This is a genomic window from Brevibacterium linens ATCC 9172 (genome assembly GCF_900169165.1).
In the GTDB taxonomy this organism is placed as follows: Bacteria; Actinomycetota; Actinomycetes; order Actinomycetales; family Brevibacteriaceae; genus Brevibacterium; species Brevibacterium linens.
The window spans coordinates 231,807-244,076 of the sequence record NZ_FXYY01000001.1 but is presented as its reverse complement, the minus strand read 5'-3'; the positions used below and the strand labels follow the sequence as shown (position 1 = coordinate 244,076).

The 12,270-nt window shown below is 66.1% G+C and carries 9 protein-coding genes; 2 read left to right on the top strand and 7 right to left on the bottom strand.

Features of this window, described 5'->3' with window-relative positions; genetic code table 11:
• The 6 genes from rpsD to BLIN9172_RS01020 all read right to left on the bottom strand — a co-directional run bounded on the left by rpsD (position 1) and on the right by BLIN9172_RS01020 (position 7,839).
• Entirely contained in the window at positions 1 to 642 is a 642-nt protein-coding gene (rpsD, locus tag BLIN9172_RS01045; RefSeq protein WP_373270422.1) for a 30S ribosomal protein S4, read from the bottom strand.
• 274 nt (positions 643 to 916) lie between these two features.
• Positions 917 to 2,506 carry a cation:proton antiporter domain-containing protein gene (locus BLIN9172_RS01040; RefSeq protein WP_101553456.1) on the bottom strand — a complete coding sequence of 530 codons (1,590 nt, stop codon included), beginning with the start codon at positions 2,504 to 2,506 and terminating at the stop codon, positions 917 to 919.
• 66 nt (positions 2,507 to 2,572) lie between these two features.
• A complete protein-coding gene (locus tag BLIN9172_RS01035) occupies positions 2,573 to 3,976 on the bottom strand; it encodes a replication-associated recombination protein A (RefSeq protein ID WP_101553455.1) in 1,404 nt (467 codons plus the stop codon).
• Entirely contained in the window at positions 3,976 to 5,760 is a 1,785-nt protein-coding gene (gene aspS / locus BLIN9172_RS01030; RefSeq protein WP_101553454.1) for an aspartate--tRNA ligase, read from the bottom strand. Before aspS ends, BLIN9172_RS01035 begins: the two co-directional genes overlap by 1 nt.
• Before the next feature lie 58 nt (positions 5,761 to 5,818).
• Positions 5,819 to 7,153, bottom strand: a complete 1,335-nt coding sequence (gene hisS / locus BLIN9172_RS01025) for a histidine--tRNA ligase (RefSeq protein ID WP_101553453.1) — start codon at positions 7,151 to 7,153, stop codon at positions 5,819 to 5,821.
• Between the two features lie 41 nt (positions 7,154 to 7,194).
• Positions 7,195 to 7,839: an MBL fold metallo-hydrolase gene (locus BLIN9172_RS01020; protein WP_101553452.1), complete on the bottom strand. Its 645-nt coding sequence runs from the start codon at positions 7,837 to 7,839 to the stop codon at positions 7,195 to 7,197.
• Positions 7,840 to 7,958: 119 nt separating this feature from the next.
• On the opposite strand from BLIN9172_RS01020, the gene BLIN9172_RS01015 reads away from it, so the two are divergent.
• Together BLIN9172_RS01015 and BLIN9172_RS01010 are read left to right on the top strand one after the other, a co-directional pair.
• Entirely contained in the window at positions 7,959 to 9,311 is a 1,353-nt protein-coding gene (locus BLIN9172_RS01015) for a DUF349 domain-containing protein (protein WP_101553451.1), read from the top strand.
• A gap of 122 nt (positions 9,312 to 9,433) precedes the next feature.
• Complete coding sequence (locus tag BLIN9172_RS01010; protein ID WP_101553450.1) at positions 9,434 to 9,988, top strand: hypothetical protein; 555 nt, start codon at positions 9,434 to 9,436, stop codon at positions 9,986 to 9,988.
• Here BLIN9172_RS01010 and BLIN9172_RS01005 read toward each other — a convergent pair.
• Positions 9,967 to 12,264 (bottom strand): RelA/SpoT family protein, encoded by a 2,298-nt coding sequence (locus BLIN9172_RS01005; protein WP_101553449.1) that lies wholly within the window; start codon positions 12,262 to 12,264, stop codon positions 9,967 to 9,969. The genes BLIN9172_RS01010 and BLIN9172_RS01005 overlap by 22 nt on opposite strands.
• Between the last annotated feature and the right edge of the window lie 6 nt (positions 12,265 to 12,270).

The following is a 12,270-nucleotide window of genomic DNA, read 5'->3' as shown; positions in this document are numbered from 1 at the left end:
TCAGCGCGAGTAGAACTCGACGACGAGCTGCACGTCACAGGTGATCGGCACCTCTTCGCGCTTCGGGGTGCGCAGCAGGGTTGCCTGCAGGCCCTCGAGGTTCACGTTGAGGTAGCCCGGCGTTGCGGGCAGGACGTCCTTGTGACCACCGGCGGCGGCGACCTGGAACGGATCCATCGAAGCCGAACGCTCGTGCACCTGGATGGTCTGGCCTTCCTTCACGCGGAAGGAGGGACGGTCCACGCGCTGTCCGTCGACAGTGATGTGACGGTGGACGACGAACTGACGGGCCTGGGCCATGGTGCGGGCGAAGCCCGAACGCAGGACGAGGGCGTCGAGGCGCGATTCGAGGAGCTCGACCATCGTCTCACCGGTCAGACCGGGCAGACGGTTGGCTTCCTTGTAGGTCTTGAGCATCTGGGCCTCGCGGATGCCGTACTGCGCGCGCAGACGCTGCTTCTCCTTGAGGCGGACCGAGTAGTCGCTGTCGTTGCGACGACGGGCGCGACCGTGCTCACCTGGAGGGTACGGGCGACGCTCGAAGTACTTCTCGGCCTTGGGTGTCAGAGCAATGCCGAGGGCGCGCGAGAGGCGCGTCATGCGGCGATTACGTGCTGGTGCTGGCACTGTATTACCTTTCATCAATGAGTTCTGTCACGATGGGCCCGGCAGGGTTCTCGCCCCGAAACGCGACTGTTGTTTCCCCGGATGGGAAAGAGGGATTGAGCGTCGAGATCCGCTCGCACCGACCGCCTTTAGCGTGCAGGCACAACAGCTGTCAATCTTAGCGGGTGCAGGCCGAGTGTCGCAAAGCGGATCGGCGCGCTCGCGTCTGTGATCTTCCCGACTGATTCCGACGATCGGACTGATTCCGGCGATCTGGTCCGGCTGAACGGGCGGTCGGTGCTCACTGCGGTCATTGCCGGCAGCCGTCTTCGTGACTGTCGATGGCGGCATCGGCCACGGCGGCTCCGGACCCGCCGTAGATGTTGATGACCGCGTGGACCCCGGCACGAACGAAATGTTCGGCCTGATCGGGGCGTTGGACAACCGCGGCGATGGTCCCGGGGAACCCGGCGATGCGCAGCTGCTCGAGGGCGAAGGTGTTCGAATCGTGCAGCGCCATGGCCAGAACGACGGTGTGTGCGCTGCCGCCGACGACGAGGCGGTGCCAGAACTCGTGGTCGGTGGCATCGCCTTCGAGCACCGTGAACCCGTCGGCGCGCAGAGCCTCGACGACGGTGAGGTCGTTGTCGATGCCGATGACGCTGCGGTCGCCGCGTTCGACGAAGCGCTCGTAGGCCCCGCGGCCGATGCGGCCCATGCCGAGGACGACGACTTCCGCGTCCCCGGTGTCCAACGGCCGGTCACTCGCCCGCAGCCGGGCCTCGTTCTCATCCGGCAGAATCGCATCGAGCTTCGCCACGATCGGAAGGCTGTAGGCATTGGCCAGGGAGGAGCCGATCATACCCAGGGCCACGGCGAGGGCGATGGTGGTCAGCCAATTGTCTTCGAAGAGTCCGCTGTCGACGCCGACGGCGACGACGATGAGTGCGAACTCGGAGAAGTTGCTCAGAGCCAGGCTGGTGCGCACGCTGGTGCGGTTGCGCAGACCGAAGAGCCGTCCCATGAGGTAGAAGCTCGCGAAATTGAACGGCAGCAGGACGACGCACAGGGCCAGCGCCATGAGCAGATCCGACCAGGTGGGAACCGCGTGGAGCCCGATGACGACGAAGAATCCGACGAGGAAGAGCTCCTTGACGCTGAAAAGGGACTTCGACAACTCCACGGCCCGCGGGTGGGTGGAGAAGGACAGCCCGAGCACCAAGGCTCCGAGGTCGCCGTGGATGCCGACGGATTCGAAGGCGACGTAGCCGGGCCCCAGGGCCATGACGACGCCGAAGAGGACGAGCAGCTCACCGCGTCCGACGCGGTCGAGGATCCGTCGCAGCACCCAGACTGCGGGGACGAGCAGGACGAGGGCGAAGGCCCACGGGCTCGGGGGCTCTTCGCCTGCGATCGAGATGAAGGCGACCGCCGCGAGGTCCTGGAGGACGAGGATCGCGATGGCGATCTGACCGTAGTAGGACCCGTCGTCGGAGCGGTCTTCGAGCACTTTGACCACGAGCACAGTGGAGGAGAACGAGAGGGCGAATCCGAGCAGAGCCAAGGTGCCCGCTTCCCCGCCGACGCTGACGAGGCCGATGGCGGCGGCAGCTCCGATCGTCCCGGCGCCGAGGAGGACCACCGTGATCATGTGCAGCGCAGCGGTGCCGTGGGCTTCGGGTTGGAGCAGGGAGCGCAGATCGAACTTCAGTCCGATGGTGAACAGGAGCAGAACGACGCCGAGGTCGGAGATCTGCTGCAGCCCGGCGAAGGCGGTGAAGCCGAAGACGTGCAGACCGAAACCGGCGGCGAGGAACCCCACGAGCGGCGGGATGCGCAGCTCATGGGCGAGCAGCCCGAGCGCGAGGGCGGCGGCGATGGTGATGACGATGTCTGCCATGCCGTCCTCCTCGCTCGGCGCCGCCCGCGATGATTCAGCCCGTCACCGCGTCTGTCACCTAAGTTATCAGGGCCGCAGGAGTCGCCGGAGGTTCTCGAGCCTCTCAGTCATGGACCGTTCCATCCCGTTGCCCGTCGGAGTGTAGTAGCGCTTTCCGCGCAGGGTCTCCGGCAGATACTCCTGATCGGCGACCCCGTGCGGATAGTCGTGCGAGTATTTGTAGCCTTCGCCGTGACCGAGTTCCTTCGCCCCCGGATAGTGGGCGTCGCGCAGATGCATCGGCACCTGCCCGGCGAGTCCGTTCTTCACATCGGCGATCGCGGCGTCCAGCGCGCGGTAGCTGGCGTTCGACTTCGGGGCCAGAGCGAGGTAGGTCACCGCTTCGGCCAGCGGTATCCGTCCTTCGGGCATGCCGATGTTGGCAACCGCGGTCGAGGCGGCCACGGCGATGGGCAGCGCCTGCGGGTCGGCCATGCCGATGTCCTCGGCAGCGGAGATGACGACACGGCGGGCGATGAAGCGCGGGTCCTCACCGGCGACGATCATCCGTGCGAGATAGTGCAGGGCCGCGTCGACATCGGAACCGCGGATGGATTTGATGAACGCGGAGACCACGTCGTAGTGCTGGTCGCCGTTCTTGTCATAGCGCAGAACGGTCTCGCTGCTCGCCTCGGCGCAGGCGGATTCGGTGATCGAGATCGGCTCGTCGCCGGTCTCCTCGGTCTGGGCGGCGGCGATTCCGGCGGCGGCTTCGAGGACGGTCAGCGACCGGCGGGCGTCGGCTCCGGCGATGCGGACGATGAAGTTCCGGGCCTCCTCGGTGAGGGTGAACTGCCCGGCCAGCCCACGATCGGATTCGACGGCACGATCGAGCAGATTGCCGACCGCCTCGTCGTCGAGCGGACGCAGGGTGAGCATGAGCGACCGCGACAGCAGAGGTGAGATGACGGAGAACGACGGGTTCTCGGTGGTGGCGGCCACGAGCACGACGAGCCGGTTCTCCACCGCCGGCAGCAGGGCATCCTGCTGGGCTTTCGAGAACCGGTGGATCTCGTCGAGGAAGAGGACGGTGGTCCGTGAGTACATCTCCCGCTCGCGGCGGGCGTTCTCGATCACCTGGCGCACGTCCTTGACGCCCGCGGTGATCGCGGAGAGTTCGACGAAGGTGCGGCCCGGGGCGTGGGAGATGACATGGGCCAGCGTGGTCTTGCCGACTCCGGGCGGACCCCACAGGATCACCGAGGAGGCTCCCGCCCGGTCTCCCCCGCTGGCTTCGACGAGTTGGTTGAGCGGGGAACCGGGGAAGGTCAGATGCTCCTGACCGACGACTTCGGCCAGTGTCCGCGGACGCATCCGCACGGCCAACGGATCCAAGGCCCGCCCCGAGGAGGTCCCGGAGGAACCGGCGAAGCCCGGACCAGGCGAATCCTGGTCCGGGCCGTCGGAGAACAGATTGGGTTCTTGGCTCATCAGGCCTCGGCGTCGTCGTCTTCCGGTTCGAAGTCGACTCCGGCCTCGGCACGCTGGGCGTCGGTGATCGGGGCCGGTGCCTGGGTGAGCGGATCGAATCCGCCGCCGGACTTCGGGAAGGCGATGACTTCACGGATCGAGTCGACGCCGGCCAGCAGGGACACGATGCGGTCCCAGCCGAAGGCGATGCCGCCGTGCGGGGGTGCGCCGAACTTGAAGGCTTCGAGGAGGAAGCCGAACTTCTCCTCGGCCTCTTCGGCGGAGATGCCCATGATCGAAAAGACGCGTTCCTGGACGTCCTTGCGGTGGATGCGGATCGAGCCGCCGCCGATCTCGTTGCCGTTGCAGACGATGTCGTAGGCGTAGGCCAGCGCCGCGCCCGGGTCCTCTTCGAGCGTGTCGAGGAACTCGGGCTTCGGTGCGGTGAAGGCGTGGTGGACGGCGGTCCACTGTCCGCCGCCGACGGCGACGTCTCCGGCGGCCTGCGCCTCGGCGGCCGATTCGAACAGGGGTGCGTCGACGACCCACACGAAGGCCCAGTCGCCGTCCTTGATCAGACCCGTGCGCTCGGCGATCTCGTTGCGGGCGGCACCGAGCAGGGCACGGGAGGAGTTCGCCTCACCGGCGGCGAAGAAGATCGCATCGCCCGGCTGCGCACCGGCCGCCTCGGCGAGTCCCGCCTTCTCCTCATCGGAGATGTTCTTGGCCACCGGACCCGTCAGGGTGCCGTCTTCGCCGATGAGCACATAGGCCAGGCCCTTCGCCCCGCGCTGCTTGGCCCAGTCCTGCCAGCCGTCGAGCTGACGACGCGGCAGGGAGCCGCCGCCCGGATAGACGACGGAGCCGACATACGGCGACTGGAAGACGCGGAACGGGGTGTCCTGGAAGAACTCGGTGAGGTTGTGCAGTTCGAGGCCGAAACGCAGGTCCGGCTTGTCCGAACCGTACTTCTCCATCGCCTCGTGGTAGGTGATGTGCGGGATCGGCGTGGTGATGTCGTGACCGATGAGCTTCCACAGTGCTGTGAGGATCTCTTCGGCCAGCGCGATGATGTCCTCCTGCTCGACGAAGGAGGCTTCGATGTCGAGCTGGGTGAACTCGGGCTGACGGTCGGCGCGGAAGTCCTCGTCGCGGTAGCAGCGGGCGATCTGGTAGTAGCGTTCCATGCCGGCGACCTGGAGCAGCTGCTTGAACAGCTGCGGGGACTGCGGCAGTGCGTACCAGGAACCGGGCTTGAGCCGAGCCGGGACGAGGAAGTCGCGGGCGCCTTCCGGAGTCGACTTCGTCAGGGTCGGAGTCTCGACCTCGACGAAGCTGTGGGCGTCGAGGACCGACCGCGCGGCCCTGTTGACATCGGAGCGCAGACGAATCGTCTTGGCCGGGCCCGAACGGCGCAGGTCGAGGTACCGGTAGCGCAGACGGGTCTCCTCACCCACAGCACCGGAGTCCTCGGCATGGTCGGAGACCTGGAACGGCAGGGCCGCTGCTTCGGAGAGCACCTCGACGGTGGTGTCGATGACCTCGATCTCACCGGTGGGCAGGTTCGGGTTGGTGTTGCCGTCGGGGCGGACCGACACGGTTCCGGTGGCCTTGACGACGGTTTCGTTGCGCAGCTGGTGGGCATCGTCCTCACGGACGACGACCTGCACGATTCCCGAAGCGTCACGCAGATCGATGAAGGCGACACCTCCGTGATCGCGACGACGATCGACCCACCCGGTGAGGGTGACGGTTTCTCCTGCGTTCGCGGCTCGCAGGCTTCCGGCTTCGTGGCTTCGCAGCACCTAGGGCTCCTTTGTGATGTTGTGGTCTAGCGCCTGATCAATGATAGTCGCCCTGCGCTCAGCTCCGGTACACGCGGGGCCACAGGTCGTCGTCCGCCGGAGTCCACGTGCCCGGATCCGCCGTGGCCTGCTCCCCCGAACGGATGTCCTTGACCTCGTGACCGGACTCACCGTCGGTGAACCAGACGAATGGAATCTCGCGACGTTCGGCATAGCGGATCTGCTTGCCGAATTTCGCCGCGCTCGGCGAGACCTCGCACGGGATGTCCCGGGACCGCAGCTGCGCGGCCACGGCGTCGGCCTCGCCGCGTCGGGCCTCCTCGGTGACGGCGATGACGACGGCCGAGGGGGTGCCGCGGGTGGCACGGACGGCGGATTCCTCGCCGAGGATGAACGCCATGAGGCGGGAGACGCCGATGGACATGCCCACCCCGGGATAGCTCTTCTTGCCCACGGTCACGAGCGAATCGTAGCGACCGCCGGAGGACACGGAGCCGAGCTCTTCGTGACCGATCAGCTGGGTCTCATAGACCGCTCCCGTGTAGTAGTCGAGGCCGCGGGCGATCTTGAGCTGGGCGACGACGACTCCGGGTGCGCGAACGGCGGCGGCTGCCAGCAGCGTCGTCAGCGATTCGAGTCCGGTCTCCAGCAGCGGGTGGTCGACGCCGAGCGCGCGCACCTCATCGGCGAAGTCCGGGGAGTCGGATTCGATGGCGGCCAGCTCCAAGCACAGGCGCTGCTGCTCCTCATCGGCGCCCGCTTCGGCAGCCAGCAGCTTCGCCACTTCGTCGGGACCGATCTTGTCGTATTTGTCGAGGCAGCGCAGCACGGCTTGGATGTTCGTCAGTCCGATTCCGCGAGCGAAGCCTTCGAGCAGCCTGCGGTCATTGACGACGATCTTGATTCCGGGCACGCCGAGCGGAGCGAGACGGGAGAACGCATCGGCCACGGCCAGGGGGATCTCGACCTCGAAGTGTCCGGGCAGCTCGGAATCGGCGATGACGTCGATATCGGCCTGGATGAACTCACGGTAGCGGCCGGCCTGCGGTCGTTCGCCGCGCCAGACGGGCTGGACGCGGGCGGCCTTGAACGGGAAGCTCAGGTCGTTCGCATTGTCGGCGACATAGCGGGCCAGGGGCACCGTGAGGTCGAAGTGGAGTCCGAGCGGGTTGCGTTCGGCACCCTCGGAGTGGAGGCGGGAGACGGCGAAGATCTCCTTGTCGATCTCTCCGTCCTTGGCCAGTTGGCTGATCGGTTCGACGGCGCGGTGGTTGAGGGCGGAGAACCCGTGCAGGGCGAAGGTGTGTTCGAGCGTGTCGATGATGGCCTTCTCGATCACGCGTTCGGCCGGGAGTCGTTCCGGGAATCCGGACAGACGGGCTGACTTCGCCATGGTGCTCCTTGCTTTCGGTGTGGTGGTGGTTTGTGATGCGTTCAGAAGAACGGGTTCGTCGCGAGTTCTGTGCTCACGCGGGACGCCGGGCCGTGTCCAGGATAGATCGGCACGTCCGGGAGTGCGGCGAATGTCCGCAGCGACTCCTGCATGGCCTGCGGGTCTCCCCCGGGCAGGTCGACGCGGCCGATGGCCCCGGCGAAGACGACGTCACCGGTGAAGACGACCTCGTCTTCGCCGTCGGCGACGCGCAGCAGCATGGATCCTTCCGTATGCCCGGGTGCGGCGACCGCCGTGATGGTCAGTCCCGCGATCTCGATGCTCTGCCCGTCGGTGATGTCGGTCGCGACCGGGGCGGTCCAGTCCTGAACGAGCGGGGCCAGCATCGCCGCGAACTGCGGGGTGAGCGTCGTCGCCGGGGAGTCGAGACGGTATCGGTCGGCGGCGCCGAGGTGGACGGGCACGTCCCAGCGCGCGAGCACATTGGTCAGGCCCAGAATATGGTCGGGGTGGCCGTGGGTGAGGAAGATGGCCCGCGGTTCCGATCCTTCCTCGCTCAGCAGCTTCTCGAGGCCGGGGGCACAGTCGTATCCGGAGTCGATGAGAATGCAGTCGGTGCGTCCGTCTGCGCGCACGGCATAGCAGTTGACATCGAGGAATTCGGCGTTGGTCGAGAACACATCCATGTGCAAAGTCTATCTACACGCTCGCCGATGGTTATGCTGGGATAACGTCTATCCCACAATCGAGTGATCGGCGGGTGGAATGACCTGCCGGTTCGACCGATGGAAACAAGGTGAGAACCATGTCGACCCCGACACCGAAGCCGACCCCCCGTCCGTCGTCTCTGCCGCGTCCGCAGGCGGCACAGGTGGTCAATGCCAGCCATATCGACCACGACGCCGAGGTGGCTCGCGCGGTGAGCCATGGTCGTGCCGATGCGGACGGCAATGTGTTCGTCACCACCCCAGCAGGCGAACGGGCCGTCGGTCAGTATCCGGACGCCACCCCCGACGAGGCGCTCGAGTACTTCGCGAAGAAGTACGTCGAACTCGCCGAGAACGCGGTCCTGCTGCGCAACCGTCTGTCTGCGGGCGCGCCCGGCCGTGAGGTGGTCTCGGCGGCGAAAGCGCTGCAGGAGTCGCTTCCCGAGGCCAACGTCGTCGGTGATCTCAAGGGGCTCAGCGCCACACTCGATACCCTCATCTCCGATGCCGAGGCCACGGAGTCCCGGCAGGCTGCCCGGGCCCAGGCTGCGAAGCTGGCAGCAGCCGAGGACCGTGAGGCTCTCGTCGTGGAGGCCGAGACCCTGGCCAAGCAGGATCCGTCGAAGATCCAGTGGAAGCACTCGGGTGCTCGCCTGCGTGAGCTCTTCGCACAGTGGAAGGACATGCAGCGCAGCGGACCGCGTCTGCCGCGTGCCGTCGACCAGGAGCTCTGGGGCCGGTTCTCACAGGCCCGGAACACCTTCGAACACAAGCGCAAGGAGTTCTTCGCCGAACTCGACAAGGTCAATGCCGAAGGCAAGCGGATCAAGGAGAAGATCGTCGCCGAGGCTGAGTCGCTGTCGGCCTCGACCGATTTCCGCACCGTGTCCCAGAAGTACAAGGACCTGATGAGCCAATGGAAGCGCGCCCCGCGTGCGTCACGGAAGGACGATGACGCTCTGTGGGCTCGGTTCCGGGCGGCACAGGACGTGTTCTTCTCCGCCCGTGATGCGGAGAACGCCGCTCTGGATGAGGAGTTCAAGAGCAACCTCGTCGTCAAGGAAGAGCTGCTGAAGAAGGCTCAGGCGCTGCTGCCGATCACCGACCCAATGGCGGCCAAGCGCGAGCTGCGCACCATCCAGGACCAGTGGGAGGACGCCGGAAAGGTGCCTCGCGCCGATGTCTCACGGATGGAGAACGGACTGCGCGATGTCGAACGTGCACTCGCCGACGCCGAGGAAGCCGCGTGGCAGCGCAGCAACCCGGAGACGAAGGCCCGCACCTCGGGTGCGCTGAGTCAGCTCGACGAGTCGATCGTCGACCTCGAGAAGAAACTCGAGACCGCGAAGTCCGGCGGCGATGAGAAGGCCGTCGCGGAGGCACAGGAAGCTCTTGACGCCCGCCGCGCCTGGCGCGATCAGCTCGCCCAGACGGCCGCGGAACTCGACTGAGGCCGCGGCGCTCGACGGGGGCGGGGAGACTCGTCCACAGCTCCTGACGTTCGAGTCAGCACCTGTCCACAGGCGCTCACCGGAGTCTTGTCAACGCCTCCGGACCCGACGATAGTTCGGGTATGGAGGCGTTGTTTCATCTGCGGGACTTCGGGTACGAGCAGCTCACCGAGCTCACCCTCGACGGACTGCTCATCCGACTGACCGAATCGACATGGGTGCGCAAGGGCGCAATCCTCTCCCCCGCAGAGCGTATGGCCGCCCTGCATTCGCTCATTCCGCCGGGTCTCGCGCTCTCCCATGACAGCGCCTGGTGGGTGCATCGGGGTCTCGGCCGTGCTCCTGCTCCGCTGAATTTCATCACTCTGCCCAGACGCCGATGGATCGCCGATGACGGTTTCGACGTCCATGAGACGACCTTGGCCGACGACGATTGGTGCTTCATCGACGGGCTGCCCATCACCACGGAGGAACGCACACTCTACGATCTGCTCTTCCCGCACTTCCGGTTCCGGACGGCCGAGTCCCCGCGGGCACTCAAGGGCATCATCGCGGAGGTCCCCGCGGGACTGCGGGAACGCTTCCGGGACTACCTCACCGAGGTGGCCCGCCGCCCGTTCGTCGCCCAGATGCGCGAGGCCCTGGACCGGGAGGATCAGCCGCCGGAGATGCGATAGACGTCGAAGACCCCTTCGACCTTGCGCACGGCGGAGAGCACCGTGTCCAGATGACTGGCGTCGCTCATCTCGAAGACGAACTTCGACTGGGCCACCCGGGCCCGGGAGGTGCCGACCGACGCCGACAGGATGTTCACATGGGTTTCGGTGAGCACCTTCGTGATGTCGGAGAGCAGACCGGAACGGTCGAGGGCTTCGACCTGGATCTGGACGAGGTAGATTCCGCTCGTCTTCTCGCCCCAGGACACCTCGACCATACGTTCCGGTTCCCGTTTGAGTGAGGTCACGTTAGGGCAGTCGACGCGATGCACGGAGACTCCCGAGCCGCGGGTGACGAAACCGAGGATCTCATCTCCCGGCACAGGGGTGCAGCAGCGGGCGAGTTTGACGAGCACATCGTCGACGCCTTTGACGATGACGCCTTCGGACGAGGAATGATGCCCCGAGGACTGTCCGGTCCGGTTGCGCGGCTCCGGCGGCAGCACCGCCGAGTCGTCCTCCTCCCCGACTTCCTTGGCAAGCAGATCCACGACGTGCTGGGCCGAGGACACGCCGTTGCCGATCGCGGCGTAGAGGGCGCTGACATCGGGCAGCCGCATCTCCGTGGCGACGACCTGGAGGGCTTCCTGACTCATCAGCGAGGCCGCTGAGATCGTATGGCGTCGCATCGCTCGGGCAAGCTGTTCGCGGCCGTTCTCGATCGCCTCTTCGCGTCGTTCCTTCGAGAACCACTGCCGGATCTTGCTGCGGGCACGCGGGCTCTTGACGAAGCCGAGCCAGTCACGGCTGGGGCCGGCGTTCTCGTCCTTGGAGGTGAATACCTCGACGGAGTCCCCGTTCTTCAGCTCCGTGTCCAAGGCGACGAGGCGACCGTTGACTCGCGCGCCCATCGTCTTGTGTCCGACCTCGGTGTGCACGGCATAGGCGAAGTCGATGGGGGTGGCACCCGACGGCAGGCTCATCACCTCGCCCTTGGGCGTGAAGACGTAGACCTCCTTCGAGTTCACCTCGTAGCGGAGGCTGTCGAGGAATTCGTCGGGATCGGAGACCTCGCGCTGCCAGTCCAGCAGCTGTCGCAGCCAGGCGGCGTCGTCGACCTCTCCGGCGTCGGAGACCTTCACAGAACGCGCGGTGTTCGAGGTCACGGCCTTCGAGGACTTATTCAGGTCCTTGTACTTCCAGTGGGCGGCGACGCCGAATTCCGCGCGCCGGTCCATCTCGTGGGTCCGGATCTGGATCTCGACGGGTTTGCCGGCCGGACCGATCACCGTGGTGTGCAGGCTCTGGTACATGTTGTACTTCGGCATGGCGATATAGTCCTTGAACCGTCCGGGAACCGGGTTCCAACGGGCGTGGACGATGCCGAGGGTGGCATAGCATTCGCGCACGGATTCGACGAGGACGCGGACGCCGACGAGATCGTAGATGTCGGCGAACTCGTGTCCGCGCACGACCATCTTCTGATAGATCGAGTAGTAGTGCTTGGGCCGCCCCGTGATGGAGGCGTCGATCCCGGATTCCTTGAGTTCGCCCTGGAGCTCCTCGGAGACCGTGGCCAGGTACTTCTCGCGCTCGGGAGCCCTGTCGGCGACGAGTCGGACCACTTCGTCGTAGACCTTGGGATGGAGGACCTGGAAGGACAGGTCTTCGAGTTCCCATTTGATTGTGTTCATGCCCAGCCGATGTGCCAGCGGGGCGAAGATGTCGAGGGTCTCGCGGGCCTTCTTCGTGCTCGACGAGGCCGGGACGAATCGCCAGGTGCGTGCATTGTGCAGGCGGTCCGCGAGCTTGATGACGAGGACACGGATGTCCTTGGCCATCGCCACGATCATCTTGCGCACGGTCTCGGACTGCGCGGCCTGCCCGTAGGTGAGTTTGTCGAGCTTCGTCACACCGTCGACCATGGCTGCGACCTCGGACCCGAATTCCGCGGTCAGCTCGTCGAGCGAATACGAGGTGTCTTCGACCGTGTCGTGCAGCAGTGCGGCGGCGAGCGTGACCGGCAGCATCCCGATCTCCGCGAGGATCGTCGCGACTGCGATGGGATGGGTGATATAGGCGTCACCGGACTTCCGGGTCTGCCCGCGGTGAGCCTCCTCGGCGACCTTGTAGGCCCGGACGACGAGGTCGATGTCCGCCTTCGGATGGTTCGACTGCAGGGCCCGGATCATCGGGCCGAGCACTCGCGGGTAGCCAGGGTTGTTCTGCGCCCTGGCCGCCCACCAGGCTAAGCGGGAGATGCCTCGCGGACGACGCGAATCAGCCGACGATGCCACACCATC

Bases quoted from the DNA above. Each gene is read 5' to 3' on its own strand.
- rpsD (WP_373270422.1), bottom strand. From the start codon at position 642: ATGAAAGGTAATACAGTGCCAGCACCAGCACGTAATCGCCGCATGACG.
- BLIN9172_RS01040 (WP_101553456.1), bottom strand. From the start codon at position 2,506: ATGGCAGACATCGTCATCACCATCGCCGCCGCCCTCGCGCTCGGGCTG.
- BLIN9172_RS01035 (WP_101553455.1), bottom strand. From the start codon at position 3,976: ATGAGCCAAGAACCCAATCTGTTCTCCGACGGCCCGGACCAGGATTCG.
- hisS (WP_101553453.1), bottom strand. From the start codon at position 7,153: ATGGCGAAGTCAGCCCGTCTGTCCGGATTCCCGGAACGACTCCCGGCC.
- BLIN9172_RS01020 (WP_101553452.1), bottom strand. From the start codon at position 7,839: ATGGATGTGTTCTCGACCAACGCCGAATTCCTCGATGTCAACTGCTAT.
- BLIN9172_RS01015 (WP_101553451.1), top strand. From the start codon at position 7,959: ATGTCGACCCCGACACCGAAGCCGACCCCCCGTCCGTCGTCTCTGCCG.
- BLIN9172_RS01010 (WP_101553450.1), top strand. From the start codon at position 9,434: ATGGAGGCGTTGTTTCATCTGCGGGACTTCGGGTACGAGCAGCTCACC.